Here is a 15,081-nt window from a genome sequence, read left to right as displayed (position 1 = left end):
GTTGTCGGGGCTGCTTCGCTTTACGCCCCGACAACCCGCCCCCGCAGCCCCCCCCTCGCGTGAGTGGGTGGGGAAAAACCCTCTGTGGTGCGGCTGTTTTTTAGAACGCCGCGCGGATTTCTCCTACCCGGTGGGCGCCGCCGTAGAGGGGGGCCTCGGCTATGCGGGTCACCACGGGGGCGTCCACGCCCAGGATCTCCAGGGTGCGGGCCAGGACCGGGCCCGTCGCGCGGGCGGCGCCGTCGTCGATCTTGAAGGCCAGAGCGCGGCCGTCCGGTAGGGCCACGGCCTGGACGGCCTCGGCGCCCATCTTCGCCAGCACGCCCGGCACCTCGGACATCAGCCAGGTGTCGGGGCGGCGGGTGCCCGCCACGTACTCCGGGTGGGCGCGCATCGCGTCCGCGACCCGGCGCTCCGCCGTGCCCGGGCCGGCCAGGACGAAGGCGCGGAAGGCCCGGGCCAGGCCGGTCAGGGACAGGGCCAGCAGCGGCGCGCCGCAGCCGTCCGTGCCCACGTGGGTGACGCGCTCGCCGCTCGCCTCCTCCACGACCTCGACGGTCAGCCGCTGGAGGGGGTGCTCGGGCGCGAGGTAGCTCTCCACCGGCCAGCCGTTCGCGGCACAGGCGGCGATCATGGCGGCGTGCTTGCCGGAGCAGTTCATGGTGACCCGGTCACGGACGTGCCCGGCCGCCAGGTAGTGCTCCGCCTCCTGGGGGTCGTACGGCAGGTCCGGCGGGGTCTGAAGATCGCCCTCGGCGACGCCGAACTCGGCGAGCATCTTCCGCACCAGGTCCAGGTGGAACGTTTCTCCGGAGTGGCTGGCGGCCGCCAGGGCCAGCCGTTCCCCGGACAGCTCCAGGCCCGCGCGCAGCACGGCGGCCGCCTGCATCGGCTTGTTCGCGGAACGGGGGTAGACGGGGGAGTCCACGTCGCCCAGCGCCAGCTCCACGCTGCCGTCGGCCGCCAGGACCACCAGCGAGCCCCGGTGGTGGCCCTCGACGAAGCCGGAGCGGACGACCTCGGCGAGGACCGGGGGTATGGGGGCGTCCGTGGCTGCGGCGGCGAGAGGGGTGGAGGAGGTCATCGTCGGCCTTCCGGGGGAGGTGGTGCGGACCGCCCCCGGTGGATCACGCGAGGAGGTCGTCTACTTGTGCTTCTCCTTCACGGTACCTGCGGGCGATCTCGGCACTGCAATCGTCGGCGGTCCGCTGGAGCTGCTGGCGGCGCACGGAGACCTGGCGCTCGTAGGAGACGAGGCGGCGCATGCCCTCGTGCAGCTCCTGATCGGTGCGGGCGCCCAGGTCGGACAGCTCGACCTCGGACAGCATGTCCTCGGCCAGCCGCCGGTACTCCTCGCTGTGCGGGGTCCCCAGCGTCACATGGCGGGCGGAGGAGCGCTGGGTGGAGGGCCCGTCCGCGAGGATCTCCGAGAGCCGGTCGACGACGAGCCGGGCCATGACGGGGGAGTCGGGGGCGGCGCGCCGGGCCAGCTCGGCCCGCAGGATGTCGATGCGGCCCTGGAGCAGGCGCCGCACGTAGCTGAGGTCCGCCTCGTCCTGCTGCGCGTTCCGGCGCAGGACGCGCACCTCGGGGAGGCGCAGCTCGGACAGCCCCCGCCCGGGCACGTCCGCCTGCCGGCCGGTGCGCTGGCTGGGCGGCCTGGGGTGCAGGCTGTCGGCTGCCTTGAGCATGGGGCCGTCCTCAATGGGTGTGGTCATGCTGTTCCGTTCCCCTCGGGCGGGCCGCGTCCGGGTCACGTTGCCCGCATGGAGCACCGCCTGCACGCATCGTGCCACTCCGTGAGGCCCGGGCGCAGGGTCTCGGCACCCGAACGGCCCTGGATGGACGCAGGGCATCATGGTCCGTATGCGTGCAGTGGTGCAGAGAGTGGACGGGGCGGCCGTCGTCGTGGGCGGCGAGACGGTCGGCGAGATCATCGGACAAGGGCTGTGCGTGCTCGTCGGAGTGACGCACGAGGACACCCCGGAGAAGGCCGCGCAGCTGGCGCGCAAGCTGTGGTCCGTACGGATTCTGGAGGACGAGAAATCCTGTTCGGACGTGGGGGCGCCGCTGCTGGTGATCTCCCAGTTCACTCTCTACGGTGACGCCCGCAAGGGCCGCCGCCCCACGTGGAACGCGGCGGCGCCCGGCGGGGTGGCGGAACCGCTGGTGGACGAGGTGGTGACGCAGCTCCGCGCGCTGGGAGCGCAGGTGGAGACGGGCCGCTTCGGAGCGGACATGAAGGTGACCCTCACGAACAACGGCCCGTTCACGATCCTGATCGAGGTCTAGAGGGCGGGGCGGCCTCCGGCCGGGGGCGCAGCCCTTTCGCCTGTAAGGCGGGCAATCTCTCTCCGCCGCGACGGTGAGCAGCCACGTCGCTACCGGCCCGGCGGTGCGGGGCGGCCTCCGGCCGGGGGCGCAGCCCTTTCGCCTGTCAGGCGGGCGACCTCTCTCCGCCGCGACGGTGAGCAGCCACGTCGCCACCAGCCCGGCGGTGCCGGACGGCCCCCGGCCGGGCCCGGCAAGCCGCCCGCCGCGCAGGCGTAGGGCCGGCAACCGTTCAAACCCGAGGGTCCACAGGCCCGTACCCCTCAAGCCCAAGCGGCAGCGTCACGGTTCGACGACGACCTCCTGCGCCGCCGCCGTCGCGTCCGCGATCAGCGGCGCGTCCAGCGGCACGTTCCGCTTCACCAGGGCCAGGGCGATCGGGCCCAGCTCGTGGTGGCGGGCCGACGTCGTGATGAAGCCCAGCTGGCGGCCCTCGGGGCCGTCCGCCGCCAGGCGGACCGGCGTGCCGTGGCCCGGCAGCTTCACCTCGCTGCCGTCGAGGTGGAGAAAGACCAGGCGGCGCGGCGGCTTGCCCAGGTTGTGGACGCGGGCGACCGTCTCCTGTCCCCGGTAGCAGCCCTTCTGCAGGTGCACGGCCGTGCCGATCCAGCCCAGCTCGTGGGGGATGGTGCGGTGGTCGGTCTCCAGGCCCACCCGGGGGCGGTGCGCCTCGACGCGCAGCGCCTCGTAGGCGAGGACGCCCGCCGCCGGGCCGTGCGAGGAGGCGAAGGACTCCAGGGTCTCGCGCGGCAGGAACAGGTCCCGCCCGTGCGCCGTCTCGCGGACCGTGACGCCCTCGGGGACCGCCGCGATCGAGCCGGCCGGCAGGTGGACGACGGCGAGCTCGTCCGTCCGGTCGGCGACCTCGACCTGGTAGAAGAACTTCATGCTCTCCAGGTAGGCGATGAGCTCCGCCTGGGTGCCCGGCTCCACGTGGATCCAGGTGGTGGACCCGTCGTCCACCAGGTACAGGGCGTGCTCGATGTGCCCGTTGGCGGAGAGGATCAGCGCTTCCGTGGCCTGCCCGGCGGGCAGCTCGCTCACGTGCTGGGTGATGAGCAGGTGCAGCCAGCTCAGCCGGTCGGGCCCCGTGACGGTGACGACACCACGGTGCGAGAGGTCGACGAAGCCGGTTCCGGCGGCGAGGGAGCGCTGTTCCCGGAAGAGGTCGCCGTAGTGTGCGGCGACACCTTCGTCGGGGCTCTCGGCGGCGACGGCACCGGGCAGCGACAACAGCGGGCTGGCTTTCGATTCGCGCGGCATGCGCACCAGCCTACGACCCGTGCGCCGGCTCCCCGGAAGGGCGCTTCGCGGAGCACTTCCCGCACTGCCCGAAGATCGCGAAGTGCTTCATGTCCGTCTCGAAACCGAAGGTCCGCCGCAGCTGGTCCGTGAACGGCTCGGCGACCGACAGATCGGCTTCGATGACGTCGGTGCAGTCCCGGCAGACGAGGTGTATGTGGTGGTGCCGGTCGGCGAGGTGGTACGTGGGAGCGCCGTGCCCGAGGTGGGCGTGGCTGACCAGGCCCAGCTCCTCCAGCAGCTCCAGGGTCCGGTAGACCGTGGAGATGTTGACCCCGCCCGCGGTGCGCCGCACCTCGGTGAGGATGGAGTCGGGCGTCGCGTGCTCCAGCCGGTCCACCGCTTCCAGGACGAGCTGGCGCTGAGGGGTCAGCCGGTAGCCGCGCTTTCGGAGATTGCTCTGCCAGTCGGAGTCCACCACGCCCCCAGTCTAGGCAGCCTCAGCCGGTGCGGACCCCTTTCAGGTAGTCGGCCAGGGCGGCGATGGCCGCTGGGTTGCGGGGGCTCTCCACGAGGTCGACGTAGTCGAGGACGAAGATGCGGTCGTTCTTGACGGCGGAGACGTTCGCGAGCGGCCCGTAGGACTTCAGGAACGCCTTCTTCTGCTCCGCGGTCACGTCCCCGTAGTTGTTGATCACGATGACGTCCGGGTCGCGCTCGACGACGGTCTCCCAGCTGACCGACGTCCAGGAGTCCTTGAGGTCCTTCATCACGTGGTCGCCGCCGGCCTTGGTGATGATGTCGTGCGGCCCGGCGTACACCCCGGACGTCAGCGGCTTGTCGCGGCCGTCGTCGTAGAGGAACACGCTGGGCTTCTTCCCGTCGGCGGGGATGCGCGCCTGCGCGTCGGCGACCTGCTTCTTGAACCCGGCGACGAGCTTTGCCGCCCGGTCCTCGACGTCGAAGACCTTCCCGAGCGTCGCCAGGTCGGTGTAGAGCGCCTCCAGCGGCGGCATCACCCCGCGGGACTTGGCGCTGCCGTTGTTGCGGCACGACTCGGTCAGGAGGTACGAGCCGATGCCGAGCTTCTTGAGGCTGTCGGGGGTGAAGTTGTTGCCCTCGCCGAAGCCGTAGTTCCAGCCCGCGAAGACGAGGTCGGCCTTCGCGTCGAGGACGATCTCCTTGGTGATCTCCTTCTTGGACAGCCACTTCACCTTCTGGTAGCCGTCCTTCCACGGCACCGACTCGCGGTCGCCCTTGTAATCCGGCGCCACGTATCCGGCCATGTGGTCTTCCAGGCCCAGCGCGAACATGATCTCGGCGATGCCGACGTCGTTGGTCACCACCCGCTGCGGGGCCTTGTCGAACGTCGTCTTCACCCCGCAGTTCTCGACGGTCACGGGGTAGTGGCCCGTCGCCTTGGCGTCGGTCTTGTCGGTCTGGTCGGTCTCCGCGACCTTCGCCCCGCAGCCGGCGAGGGCCAGGGCGGTCAGGCAGGCGAGGGCGGTACGGACGGCACGGGCGGCCATGGCGGGTCCTTAGGAAGCGGGGAGGCGGTCGAAGAGCAGGTGCGGGGTGCCGGATTCCGGGTGCGGCACCCGGAAGGCCCGTACGCCGAAGACGTCGGCGAGCAGCCCGGCGGTCAGGACGGTGTCCGGCGGGCCGGACGCCACGATGCGGCCGCCCGAGATGACGTAGAGGACGTCGCAGTGGGTGGCGGCGAGGTTCAGGTCGTGCAGCGCGGCCAGCACCGTGAGGCCCGCGCCGCGCACCAGGGACAGGACCTCCAGCTGCTGGGCGATGTCCAGGTGGTTCGTCGGCTCGTCCAGGACCAGCACCTTCGGCTGCTGCGCCAGGGCGCGGGCGATCAGCACGCGCTGCTTCTCGCCGCCCGACAGGGTCGGGAAGCTCCGGTCGGCGAGGTGGTCCGCGCCCACCTGGGAGAGGGCCCTCGCGCAGACCTCGGTGTCCAGGGCGGTGACCCGGCCGGCCGCGCTCTGGTGCGGCAGCCGCCCCATCGCGACGACCTCGGCCGCCGTGAAGTCGAACTCGCTCGTCGACTCCTGCGGCAGCGCGGCCAGCCTGCGGGCCCCCTCGCGGGCGCCGAGCGCGTGCAGGTCGTCGCCGTCCACCCGCACGGTGCCGGTGGCCGGCCGCAGGGCCCGGTAGACGCAGCGCAGCAAGGTGGACTTGCCGCTGCCGTTGGGTCCGACCAGGCCGACGAAGCGCCCGCTGTCGGCCCGCAGGGCGATGTTCTCCACGAGCCGGGTGCCGGCGACGTCGACCGCCAGGTCCTCGATGTCGACCCGCATGGTCACGCCCCTCCGAAGACATAGCCCCGGCGGCGCATGAGCACCACGAAGCACGGCACGCCGATCAGCGCGGTGATGACGCCGACGGGCAGTTCGACGGGGGCCAGCAGCAGCCGGGAGACGATGTCGACCCAGACCAGCAGCACGGCGCCCAGCAGCGGTGCCACGGCCAGCACCCGGCGGTGGTCGGCGCCGACGAGCATGCGGGTGACGTGCGGGACCATCAGGCCCACGAAGCCGATGGCGCCGCTGACGGCGACGACGGCGCCGGTGACCGCGGCCGCGACGACGAACAGCTTGCGGCGCAGCCGGTCGGCGTCCACCCCCAGGGCCGCGGCCGTCTCGTCGCCCATGGCCAGCGCGTTGAGGCTGCGCGCCGACCACAGCAGGTAACCGAGCCCGGCCGCCACGGCGCCCGCGGCGATGGGCACGGAGGACCAGGTGGCGCCGCCCAGGCTGCCGAGGAGCCACATCATGGCCGAGCGGGCGGACTCGCCCCGGTCGGCGCTGAAGACCATCAGCGTGGTGATCGCCGAGAAGCCGTAGTACATGGCCGAGCCCGTCAGCACGAGCCGCAGCGGCGTCAGGCCGTGCGGGGTGCGGGCGGCCGCGTAGACGAGCAGCATCGCGGCGAGCGCCGAGACGAACGCGGCCCCCGACAGCGCCCAGATGCCCAGCGAGCCGAGCGCGCCGAAGAGCAGCACGGCGTTGGCGCCGACGGCGGCGCCGGAGGAGATCCCGAGGACGAAGGGGTCGGCGAGGGCGTTGCGGACCATGGCCTGCACGGCCACGCCGATCGCGGAGAGGCCCGCGCCGACGACGGCGGCCAGCAGGGCCCGCGGGAAGCGCAGCTCCCAGACGATGGTGTACGCGGCGACCTCGTCGGGCGCCAGCGTCGCCCCGGTCAGGCCCGCCCGCAGGTAGCGCACGGTCGCGCCCCAGCCCACCCCCGCGGCGCCGAGGCCGACCCCGCAGATCACGGAGATCACCAGGGCCGCGGCGAGGGTGATGACGAGGGGCGGCACCGGCAGCCGCCGGGGTGGCGGGGGCCCGCCGGTTCGCCGGGAAACGCCTGCCTGGGAGGTGATCGCCACGGACGGGTACGCCTTCGCCTCGGGCCGTGGCCCGTACGCGTACGTCGTACGTCATACGTCCAAGGAGCGGCCCGCGGAGCGCTTGCGTCCGGGAGTCCCCTCGCAGTCCACGGCGAGTTGTGCGGGGTCTGCGTCACCGTGGGTGATCGGGCTCGCGGAAGAGGTACTTCCGCCTACCGTTGCGGGTCAGCGCCGGATTTCGACCGGACTTCCCCCACGGGACGCTGCGGGTGTGACGGGAGCGTCAGCCGGTGTAGGGCGTGCCGTCCTGGTTGAAGAACGCGACGCCGTCCGGCATGTCGTCGGGCAGGTTGGCGGCCCACTCCTGGAGATCGGCGATCTTCTTCAGGTGTGCCGACATGTACGGGCGCAGCGGCACCTCGGGGGTGGCCTTCTCGCCGACCCACATCAGATCGCCCTTGACGTACCCGTACAGGCGCTTGCCGCCCGAGTAGGGGTCGGCGGCCTCGGTGCGCGCGACGGCGTCCGTGGCCAGGTCGATCTGCGGCTTCTTGTCGGCCAGCTCGCCGTACCAGACCTCGGCGACACCCTGGTCGCGGACCATGACGACGTGGACCTTGCGGTCCTTGTCGATCCGCCAGTAGCCCGTCTCGCTCTCCAGGGGGCGGCCCATCTTGCCCTCGGCGTCGAGCACCCAGCTGTGCGAGGTGTACTCCAGGAAGTCACGGCCGTCGTGGGTGAAGGTGACTTCCTGCCCGAAGTTGCACTTCTCGGCGCCGGGGAAGTCGGCGACGCCCGCGCCCTCCCACTTGCCGAGGAGGAAGACGAGGGGCACGAGGTCCGGGTGGAGGTCGGACGGAATCTCGATCATGAGGGGGCTCAGGCGATCTGTGGGAGGCGGGGGGTTGCGGACGGCGACCGGGTCAGCGCTGGCCCTGGTACAGCTTCTTCCAGGTCAGTGCGGAGAAGGCGAGAACGCCGACGACGACCAGGACCAACAGGGTGGTGAAGACTGCCTCAAGCACGAGCGCGCTCCTCGGTCGGAGTGAGGGTGTTACGGACCGGTCCCGAGTCTAGTCGGAGGTGTCCGGGGCGGCGCTGTGAGGTCGATCGTGCTGCCCGGCCGCGATCCGGGGCCGGGCCCTACAGTGATCGCATGGCGTACAAGAAGCTCGTGATCAAGGTGACGGCGGGGGCGGACGCGCCCGAGCGGTGCTCCCAGGCGTTCACGGTGGCGGCCGTGGCCGTCGCCAGCGGCGTCGAGGTGTCGCTGTGGCTGACGGGGGAGTCGTCGTGGTTCGCGCTGCCGGGCCGGGCGGCGGAGTTCGAGCTGCCGCACGCGGCGCCGCTGCCCGACCTCATCGAGGGCATCCGGCTGGGCGGCGGGATGATCACGGTGTGCACGCAGTGCGCCGCGCGCCGGGAGATCGAGGAGAAGGACCTCATCGAGGGTGCGCGCATCGCCGGGGCACAGGTCTTCGTCAGCGAGATCATGGGCGAGGGCGTGCAGGCGCTGGTGTACTGAGGGCCTTTCCGGTGAGTCCTGGGGGTGCCCCCGGAAACCAGCCCGTCCGGCGCTTGAGGACACCGCCGCGCAGCGGTGGTGCACCCCACCACCCGCCGGAAGGCTAACGGCGCCGCTTGCCGTCCAGTTCGTCCCACCACTCGTCCGACTTCGGGTCCCCGGACGGGTCGTCCCACCAGCGGTCGTCCGGGCCCCGGCGGTTGGCGACGATCGCCGCGACGGGCGGGATCACCATCGCCACCAGGCACATCCCCACCGCGGCCGGGACCGACCACAGGCGCACGACGGCCCACGCCAGGACGAACATGCCGATGCAGACGCCCATCATGGCGAAGTACCGGTGGCGGCGCCGTGTGTACACGCTTCCACGGTACGACGGCGCCGGGCGGGCGGTCACGGCCCGTGCGGCGCGGCCGGGCAGCACGGAAGACCGCACCCCCCAGCAAGGCGTCCAACCCCTGGGTGCGGCCTTCCGGCGTTCGGGTCCGCCCGCCGGGCGGCGGCGTCAGACGGCGATGGCGACCTCGGCCAGGCCGCCCTCCCGGGCGACGACCTTGCGGTCGGCGGTCTTCCCGCCGGGGACGAGCGCCCGCAGCGTCCACTCGCCCTTGGCGGCGTAGAAGCGGAACTGGCCCGTGGCCGAGGTGGGCACCTCGGCGGTGAACTCGCCGGTGCTGTCCAGCAGGCGGACGTAGCCGGCCACGGGGTGGCCGTCCAGGGTCACCGAACCCTGGATGGTGGTCTCACCCGGCTTGGCGGTTGAGGCGTCGGGGCCGCCGGCCTTTGCTCCACACATAAGTGATCCTTGAGGCGTAGGGGAGAGGGAGATCAGTTGGCGCCGAGCGCGATCGGCACGCCGACCAGCGAGCCGTACTCGGTCCACGAGCCGTCGTAGTTGCGGACGTTGGCCTGGCCGAGCAGCTCGTGCAGCACGAACCAGCTGTGCGCGGAGCGCTCGCCGATGCGGCAGTAGGCGATGGTGTCCTTGGCCAGGTCGATCCCGGCGTCCTCGTAGATCGCCTTGAGCTCGTCGTCCGACTTGAAGGTGCCGTCGTCGTTGGCCGCCTTCGACCAGGGGATGTTGCGCGCGGTCGGCACGTGGCCGGGGCGCTGCGACTGCTCCTGCGGCAGGTGCGCCGGGGCGAGCAGCTTGCCGCTGAACTCGTCGGGGGAGCGCACGTCGACGAGGTTGAGCTCGCCGATCGCCGCCACCACGTCGTCGCGGAAGGCGCGGATCGCCGTGTTCTGCGGCTGGGCCTTGTAGTCGGTCCGCGGGCGCTGCGGGACCTCCGTCACCAGGTCGCGGGAGTCCAGCTCCCACTTCTTGCGGCCGCCGTCCAGGAGCTTGACGTCCCTGTGGCCGTAGAGCTTGAAGTACCAATAGGCGTACGAGGCGAACCAGTTGTTGTTGCCGCCGTAGAGGACGACCGTGTCGTCGTTGGCGATGCCCTTCTCCGACAGCAGCTTCTCGAAGCCCGCCTGGTCGACGAAGTCGCGGCGCACCGGGTCCTGGAGGTCGGTCTTCCAGTCGATGCGGACGGCGTTCTTGATGTGGTTCTTGTCGTACGCGGAGGTGTCCTCGTCGACCTCGACGAGGACGGTCTTCGGGTCGTCGATGCGGTCCAGGACCCAGGCGGCGTCCACCAGGACGTCACTGCGGCTCATGCTGTTCTCCTCCGGGGCAGTTGCGGATGTGCGGGAGCACATGCGGTGGCCGCGGCGTCAGAGCGCGCGGTGCCACACAGCGGGGTGTTTCGGGAGGGCCTCGAATGGCCGAGGGGGAGCGGACGGGGTGCGAAGGCGCCCGTCAGGCATGGCGACAGAGCATGGCGGCGACGCGGCACAGGTCGACTGCCCGCCGCTTCGTGAGGTCCGCCTGTCGCTTCATGGGACCGATCGTAGGGACGGACGGGCGGCCCTGTCACCGGTGTGTTGAATAGTGAGACGAGATCTTCCGGAATGCGGGACGCCCGGCCCGGGAGGGGGCCGGGCGGGGCCTCCTCCGGACCGGGCGTGCCCGGGCGTCCTGTGGTGCGGACGTGCGCGTCTCGTCGTACGGACCGGCCGGGGTCAGCCGGCCAGGTTGACGCGGGTGCCGCCGAGGGTGATGTCGACCCCCTCGGGCGTCGTGGTGACCTTGTCCACCGTGATGCCCTTGGGCAGACCGCTGATCTTCCGGTTGAAGTCGATCTTCTCGCGGATCGCCTGCTCCAGGCCGGGGATGCCCTGCGCCGGCACCTCGTCCGCCCGGACCTTGACGGTGTCGCCGCCTTCGACGCTCACCGTGGAGAGCACGCTGCGCTCGACGGGCTGCCCCGCCACCGTCGTCTTCCCGGTGACCTTGACCTGGCTCTTGCCCGCCTCGTCGCGCCCGCCGTAGGCGATGGTCACGCCGGGGTCGGCGGCGGCCTTGGTGAGGTCCGCGTAGGTGATGTGGGCGGTGCCCGAGGCGCGGTCGGCGACGGCGGAGCTGAAGCTGCTGTCGATCTTCACGCTCTTCAGCGTGGCGTCGAAGCCCGACACCCTGATCGAGCGGTCGCCGGCCCCGGCGGTGATGCCGCCGTCCAGCTTGACCTCGACCTCGTCGAGGGTGGAGCTCGCGATCTGGGTGAGGAAGGGGAAGCCCTTGATCGACACCTCGGGGGTGCCGGAGAGGTTCTGGCTGCTGCGGATCTTCTCGGCGGCCTGATCCTCGGCGAAGTACACCGCGATGCGGTCGGCGGCCACGAAGAGGGCCCCCAGTACGACGGCGAGGATCAGGGTTATCCGTATGGCGCGCATGTGTTCTTCTCACTCCCCCGGGTCTGGGTCTCAGGCGGTCTGGGGCCCTTTGTTGGTGCGGTGAGCCTAATTGCTCCCAACGAGCGCCACGGGGCGCGCGTGCCCGCGGTCACGTCACGGGACTGTGACAGCCGCGGGCTGCGGGCCCCGCCCGGAAAACGCGGAAGGCGGCCCGCTCGGTGGAACGGACCGCCTTCCTCCCCAGCCTGCCGGATCAGGTCAGGGCCCTGCCGAGCACGTAGACCGCCGGGGCCGCGGCCGCCAGCGGAAGGGCCACGCCCGCCGTCATGTGCACGAAACGGGAGGGATAGTCGTAGCTCGCCGCGCGCAGGCCCACCAGCGCGCAGACGCCCGCCGCCAGGCCCAGCAGCGCCGCCTGCGCGCCCAGCCCGGTGATCTGGCCGGTCGCCACCCCCGAGCCCGCCGCCGCGATCAGGGCGATCACGGGGGAGAGCAGCGAGGGCAGCGGCAGCGCGCGCGCCAGCGCCGCCACGGCGACACCCGCCGCCCCCACCACGACGGCGTCCGACGCCGCGGCCAGCTGCCCGGCCGCGACGACGGTGAGCGCCGCCGAGGCACCGGCGACCATCAGCCCGTACAGGCGCTCGTCGGCCCCCGCGCGGCTGCGCAGCTGGAGCGCGATCGTCAGCAGGACCCACACCCCGAGCGTGCCGATGAGCACGGTCGGCGCCTGCGCCTCGTCCGTGACCAGCAGCCCGATGTCGGCGACCACACCGCCTAGGAACGCCAGGGCGATGCCCTGCCGGGCCGGCCACATGCCGTTCAGCCGGAACCAGCCGGCCGCGGTCACCGCTTGCAGCAGGACGACGGGCACGGCCAGCGCCGGCTGCCCCAGCGGGGCGGCCACCGCCAGCAGCGCCGAGAGCACCGCCGTCAGCACGGCCGGCCGGAAGCCCGGCGAGAGGATCTGCGGGCGGCCCTCGGCCTTCGCCTTCTCCGCGGCCGTCAGCGGCCGCTCCCCGGCGGCCGGCCCGGGCTCCGGGTCCGGCTCGGGCGCGGCGGGGGCCGCGGGGGCGCCCCGGTGCCGGCCGGCCTGACCCGAAGGCCCGTCCGCCGGCGCGGGGTGCGCGCGGCCCGGCTGCCCGGCCGGCGTCTCCTCCGGCAGCGGGGCACCGTGCCACGGCGAGCCGTGCGAGGGCTCCGCCGGCCGCTGCCAGGTCTGGGTGTCCCACGTCGGGGTCTGCCAGGTCTGCGTCACCGGCTCCTGCTGTGCCGCGTACCCCTGCTGCCCGCCCTGCGTCGTGGGCCACGCATGGGGATCGGGCTGCCGGTTCTGCTGCGCCTGCTGGGCCTGGTGCTGGGCCTGATGCGCCTGGGCGGCGGCCTGCTGGTCGTACGGGGCGTACGGGTTGTAGGCGTCGTAGCCGGTCTGCTGGGGCTGCTGTGCCTGCTGGGGCTGCGGGGCGCTCTGGCCGGGCTGCTGCCCGTAGGGGTCGTAGCCCTCCCGCTGCTCGTACGGGTCGTACGGCTCGCGGGGCTCGTACGCGTGGTGCGGCTGATTGCTCATGGTGCCGGGGTCACCCTCCTGCGAAGGGCGGGAGCACCTCTACGGTGCCGCCCTCGGCCAGTTGGACCGTCGAGTGGTCGCGCGTGCCGACAGGGGCGCCGTCCACGAGGAAGGAACAGCGCAGCAGCACCCGGGCGAACTCCGGGCGCTCCGCGTGCCGCCGCCGGGCCGCGTCGAGCGCCTCGGCGAGCGTCCCCGCCGCGTACGGCTCCTCGGGCGTGCCGGCGGCGGCCTTCGCCGCCGCCCAGTACCGGATCGTGCCCACCGGTCCCGGCTGCGCCGGCAGTCCCCCCGGCAGAGCCGGTTCGACCGGATGTGCCGGTTGTGTCGTCGCCACGGCGACCCCTTCTGGTCCTGATGCTGTTGCTGCTGATTCTTCGGTTGTGTGCTTCGAGCCTCCCATGATGACGGGTGCCCGCCCCGCCCACCGCCCGCCCCCGTAAAACGGGAGGCTGCGCGGCGAGGCGCTCACATAGGCTGCGAAGTGTGTTGGTACGACTGCTGCGGGCCCATCTGAAGCCCTATTCGAGACCGATCGCGATGGCCGTGCTGCTGCAGCTCGTCCAAACGCTGGCCACTCTCTATCTGCCCACCCTCAACGCCGACATCGTCGACAACGGTGTCGTGAAGGGCGACACGGGATACATCCTGGAGCTGGGCGGCTGGATGGTCGTCGTGACGGTCCTCCAGATCGTCTGCGCGATCGGTGCCGTGTACTACGGGGCGCGTACCGCGATGGCCCTGGGCCGGGACGTGCGGGCGGCGGTCTTCGACCGGGTGCAGTCCTTCTCCGCGCGCGAGGTGGGCCGCTTCGGCGCCCCCTCGCTGATCACCCGGACCACCAACGACGTCCAACAGGTCCAGATGCTGGCCCTGATGGCCTTCACCCTGCTGGTCTCCGCGCCGATCATGTGCGTCGGCGGCATAGCCCTGGCCCTGGACCTCGACGTCCCGCTGTCCGCCCTCCTGCTGATCATCGTCCCCGTGCTCGGCGTCATCGTCTCGCTGATCATCTGGCGGATGCGACCGCTGTTCCGCGGCGTCCAGGAGCGCATCGACACCGTCAACCGGATCCTGCGCGAGCAGATCACCGGCATCCGCGTGATCCGCGCCTTCGTCCGCGACACCCACGAGCGCCGCCGCTTCGAGGGCGCCAACACCGACCTCATGGACGTGTCCGTGCGGGCCGGGCGGCTGATGTCGCTGATGTTCCCCTCGGTGATGCTCGTCGTGAACGTCTCCTCCGTCGCCGTCCTGTGGTTCGGCGGCCACCGCATCGAGAGCGGCGACATGGAGATCGGCGCGCTCACCGCGTTCCTCAGCTACCTCATGCAGATCCTGATGGCCGTCATGATGGCCACCTTCATGTTCATGATGCTGCCGCGCGCCGAGGTCTGCGCCGAGCGCATCCAGGAAGTACTGGCCACCGCATCCAGCGTGGTGCCCCCGGCCCGGCCGGTCACCGCGCTGCGCCGCGCCGGGCACCTGGAGCTCACCGGCGTGGAGTTCCGCTACCCCGGCGCCGAGGAGCCCGTCCTGAAGGACGTCTCCCTCATCGCCCGGCCCGGCGAGACCACCGCCGTGATCGGCTCCACCGGCAGCGGCAAGTCCACGCTCCTGAGCCTGGTGCCCCGGCTGATCGACGCGACCGCCGGCACGGTCCGCGTCGACGGCGAGGACGTCCGCGACCTCGACCCCGTCCTGATGTCCGAGATCGTCGGGCTCGTCCCGCAGAAGCCCTACCTCTTCACCGGGACGGTCGCCTCCAACCTGCGCTACGGAAAGCCGGACGCCACCGACGAGGAGCTGTGGCGGGCCCTGGAGACCGCACAGGCCCGCGAGTTCGTCGAGAGCATGGAGCTGGGCCTGGCCGCGCCGATAGCCCAGGGCGGCGCCAACGTCTCGGGCGGGCAGCGCCAGCGCCTGGCCATCGCCCGCGCCCTGGTCCGCCGCCCCGAGATCTACCTCTTCGACGACTCCTTCTCCGCCCTCGACTACGCCACCGACGCCCGCCTGCGCGCCGCCCTGGCCCGGGAGACGGGCGACGCGACCGTCGTCATCGTCGCCCAGCGGGTGTCCACCATCCGCGACGCCGACCGCATCGTCGTCCTCGACGAGGGCCGGGTCGTCGGCACCGGCACCCACACCGACCTCATGGGGTCGAACGAGACCTACCGGGAGATCGTGCTCTCCCAGCTCACCGAGGAGGAGGCGGCGTGACGGCCCCGGACACGTCAAGCGAACCCGAGCAGGCGGACGGCGGCCAGGACGGCACCACCGCGCGCCGGGGCCCCGCCCCCGCCGTCG

General features: G+C 72.2%; 18 protein-coding genes and 1 riboswitch. Of the genes, 3 read left to right on the top strand and 15 right to left on the bottom strand.

Annotated elements, in window-relative coordinates; all coding sequences use genetic code 11:
* Nucleotides 1–100: 100 nt before the first annotated feature.
* Nucleotides 101–1,084 (bottom strand): asparaginase, encoded by a 984-nt coding sequence (locus ABZ951_RS08695; RefSeq protein WP_344086548.1) that lies wholly within the window; start codon nucleotides 1,082–1,084, stop codon nucleotides 101–103.
* Between the two features lie 43 nt (nucleotides 1,085–1,127).
* The gene (locus tag ABZ951_RS08690; protein ID WP_344086551.1) at nucleotides 1,128–1,718 is read right to left on the bottom strand and encodes an ABC transporter substrate-binding protein; all 591 of its coding nucleotides are present in this window, start codon (nucleotides 1,716–1,718) and stop codon (nucleotides 1,128–1,130) included.
* Between the two features lie 148 nt (nucleotides 1,719–1,866).
* Here ABZ951_RS08690 and dtd point away from each other — a divergent pair, with 148 nt between their 5' ends.
* On the top strand, nucleotides 1,867–2,292 hold the full coding sequence (gene dtd, locus ABZ951_RS08685; RefSeq protein ID WP_344086554.1) for a D-aminoacyl-tRNA deacylase: 426 nt from the start codon (nucleotides 1,867–1,869) through the stop codon (nucleotides 2,290–2,292).
* Nucleotides 2,293–2,613: 321 nt separating this feature from the next.
* Here dtd and ABZ951_RS08680 read toward each other — a convergent pair whose 3' ends face one another.
* The 6 genes from ABZ951_RS08680 to ABZ951_RS08655 form a co-directional block, all read right to left on the bottom strand.
* On the bottom strand, nucleotides 2,614–3,594 hold the full coding sequence (locus ABZ951_RS08680; protein WP_344086557.1) for a folate-binding protein: 981 nt from the start codon (nucleotides 3,592–3,594) through the stop codon (nucleotides 2,614–2,616).
* Nucleotides 3,595–3,604: 10 nt separating this feature from the next.
* A complete protein-coding gene (locus tag ABZ951_RS08675; protein WP_344086560.1) occupies nucleotides 3,605–4,054 on the bottom strand; it encodes a transcriptional repressor in 450 nt (149 codons plus the stop codon).
* A gap of 19 nt (nucleotides 4,055–4,073) precedes the next feature.
* Nucleotides 4,074–5,102, bottom strand: a complete 1,029-nt coding sequence (locus ABZ951_RS08670; RefSeq protein WP_344086563.1) for an ABC transporter substrate-binding protein — start codon at nucleotides 5,100–5,102, stop codon at nucleotides 4,074–4,076.
* A gap of 9 nt (nucleotides 5,103–5,111) precedes the next feature.
* Complete coding sequence (locus ABZ951_RS08665; RefSeq protein WP_344086566.1) at nucleotides 5,112–5,885, bottom strand: ABC transporter ATP-binding protein; 774 nt, start codon at nucleotides 5,883–5,885, stop codon at nucleotides 5,112–5,114.
* A 2-nt stretch (nucleotides 5,886–5,887) separates the two neighbouring features.
* Nucleotides 5,888–6,979, bottom strand: coding sequence for an iron ABC transporter permease (locus ABZ951_RS08660; protein WP_344086569.1), 1,092 nt, complete (start codon nucleotides 6,977–6,979; stop codon nucleotides 5,888–5,890).
* A gap of 119 nt (nucleotides 6,980–7,098) precedes the next feature.
* Nucleotides 7,099–7,235: riboswitch (cobalamin riboswitch) on the bottom strand.
* Nucleotides 7,224–7,811 (bottom strand): FABP family protein, encoded by a 588-nt coding sequence (locus ABZ951_RS08655; RefSeq protein WP_344086572.1) that lies wholly within the window; start codon nucleotides 7,809–7,811, stop codon nucleotides 7,224–7,226. Its footprint overlaps the riboswitch before it by 12 nt.
* 285 nt (nucleotides 7,812–8,096) lie before the next feature.
* Here ABZ951_RS08655 and ABZ951_RS08650 point away from each other — a divergent pair, with 285 nt between their 5' ends.
* Nucleotides 8,097–8,465, top strand: coding sequence for a DsrE family protein (locus ABZ951_RS08650; RefSeq protein ID WP_344086575.1), 369 nt, complete (start codon nucleotides 8,097–8,099; stop codon nucleotides 8,463–8,465).
* Nucleotides 8,466–8,568: 103 nt separating this feature from the next.
* On the opposite strand, the gene ABZ951_RS08645 is transcribed toward ABZ951_RS08650, so the two are convergent.
* The 7 genes from ABZ951_RS08645 to ABZ951_RS08615 all read right to left on the bottom strand — a co-directional run bounded on the left by ABZ951_RS08645 (nucleotide 8,569) and on the right by ABZ951_RS08615 (nucleotide 13,039).
* A complete protein-coding gene (locus tag ABZ951_RS08645; RefSeq protein WP_344086578.1) occupies nucleotides 8,569–8,826 on the bottom strand; it encodes a DUF3099 domain-containing protein in 258 nt (85 codons plus the stop codon).
* 144 nt (nucleotides 8,827–8,970) lie between these two features.
* Nucleotides 8,971–9,261 carry a DUF1416 domain-containing protein gene (locus ABZ951_RS08640; protein ID WP_344086581.1) on the bottom strand — a complete coding sequence of 97 codons (291 nt, stop codon included), beginning with the start codon at nucleotides 9,259–9,261 and terminating at the stop codon, nucleotides 8,971–8,973.
* A 32-nt stretch (nucleotides 9,262–9,293) separates the two neighbouring features.
* Nucleotides 9,294–10,130, bottom strand: a complete 837-nt coding sequence (locus tag ABZ951_RS08635; protein WP_344086584.1) for a sulfurtransferase — start codon at nucleotides 10,128–10,130, stop codon at nucleotides 9,294–9,296.
* A gap of 142 nt (nucleotides 10,131–10,272) precedes the next feature.
* Nucleotides 10,273–10,353 carry a putative leader peptide gene (locus ABZ951_RS08630; protein ID WP_359364022.1) on the bottom strand — a complete coding sequence of 27 codons (81 nt, stop codon included), beginning with the start codon at nucleotides 10,351–10,353 and terminating at the stop codon, nucleotides 10,273–10,275.
* A 182-nt stretch (nucleotides 10,354–10,535) separates the two neighbouring features.
* The gene (locus ABZ951_RS08625) at nucleotides 10,536–11,246 is read right to left on the bottom strand and encodes a DUF2993 domain-containing protein (protein ID WP_344086587.1); all 711 of its coding nucleotides are present in this window, start codon (nucleotides 11,244–11,246) and stop codon (nucleotides 10,536–10,538) included.
* 214 nt (nucleotides 11,247–11,460) lie between these two features.
* Nucleotides 11,461–12,774, bottom strand: a complete 1,314-nt coding sequence (locus ABZ951_RS08620; protein WP_344086590.1) for a hypothetical protein — start codon at nucleotides 12,772–12,774, stop codon at nucleotides 11,461–11,463.
* Between the two features lie 10 nt (nucleotides 12,775–12,784).
* Nucleotides 12,785–13,039 carry a MoaD/ThiS family protein gene (locus ABZ951_RS08615; protein WP_361279484.1) on the bottom strand — a complete coding sequence of 85 codons (255 nt, stop codon included), beginning with the start codon at nucleotides 13,037–13,039 and terminating at the stop codon, nucleotides 12,785–12,787.
* Between the two features lie 221 nt (nucleotides 13,040–13,260).
* On the opposite strand from ABZ951_RS08615, the gene ABZ951_RS08610 reads away from it, so the two are divergent.
* Nucleotides 13,261–14,994: an ABC transporter ATP-binding protein gene (locus ABZ951_RS08610; RefSeq protein WP_344086593.1), complete on the top strand. Its 1,734-nt coding sequence runs from the start codon at nucleotides 13,261–13,263 to the stop codon at nucleotides 14,992–14,994.
* The last annotated feature ends 87 nt before the right edge of the window (nucleotides 14,995–15,081 follow it).

Source organism: Streptomyces sp. NPDC046215 (assembly GCF_040646215.1).
In the GTDB taxonomy this organism is placed as follows: domain Bacteria; phylum Actinomycetota; class Actinomycetes; order Streptomycetales; family Streptomycetaceae; genus Streptomyces; species Streptomyces stramineus.
This window is presented reverse-complemented; position numbering and strand designations above follow the sequence as displayed.

Excerpts from the sequence above, each read along its gene's own strand:
- ABZ951_RS08695 (WP_344086548.1), bottom strand. The coding sequence starts at position 1,084 with ATGACCTCCTCCACCCCTCTCGCCGCCGCAGCCACGGACGCCCCCATA.
- ABZ951_RS08690 (WP_344086551.1), bottom strand. The coding sequence starts at position 1,718 with ATGACCACACCCATTGAGGACGGCCCCATGCTCAAGGCAGCCGACAGC.
- dtd (WP_344086554.1), top strand. The coding sequence starts at position 1,867 with ATGCGTGCAGTGGTGCAGAGAGTGGACGGGGCGGCCGTCGTCGTGGGC.
- ABZ951_RS08680 (WP_344086557.1), bottom strand. The coding sequence starts at position 3,594 with ATGCCGCGCGAATCGAAAGCCAGCCCGCTGTTGTCGCTGCCCGGTGCC.
- ABZ951_RS08670 (WP_344086563.1), bottom strand. The coding sequence starts at position 5,102 with ATGGCCGCCCGTGCCGTCCGTACCGCCCTCGCCTGCCTGACCGCCCTG.
- ABZ951_RS08665 (WP_344086566.1), bottom strand. The coding sequence starts at position 5,885 with ATGCGGGTCGACATCGAGGACCTGGCGGTCGACGTCGCCGGCACCCGG.
- ABZ951_RS08655 (WP_344086572.1), bottom strand. The coding sequence starts at position 7,811 with ATGATCGAGATTCCGTCCGACCTCCACCCGGACCTCGTGCCCCTCGTC.
- ABZ951_RS08650 (WP_344086575.1), top strand. The coding sequence starts at position 8,097 with ATGGCGTACAAGAAGCTCGTGATCAAGGTGACGGCGGGGGCGGACGCG.
- ABZ951_RS08640 (WP_344086581.1), bottom strand. The coding sequence starts at position 9,261 with ATGTGTGGAGCAAAGGCCGGCGGCCCCGACGCCTCAACCGCCAAGCCG.
- ABZ951_RS08635 (WP_344086584.1), bottom strand. The coding sequence starts at position 10,130 with ATGAGCCGCAGTGACGTCCTGGTGGACGCCGCCTGGGTCCTGGACCGC.
- ABZ951_RS08630 (WP_359364022.1), bottom strand. The coding sequence starts at position 10,353 with ATGAAGCGACAGGCGGACCTCACGAAGCGGCGGGCAGTCGACCTGTGC.
- ABZ951_RS08625 (WP_344086587.1), bottom strand. The coding sequence starts at position 11,246 with ATGCGCGCCATACGGATAACCCTGATCCTCGCCGTCGTACTGGGGGCC.
- ABZ951_RS08620 (WP_344086590.1), bottom strand. The coding sequence starts at position 12,774 with ATGAGCAATCAGCCGCACCACGCGTACGAGCCCCGCGAGCCGTACGAC.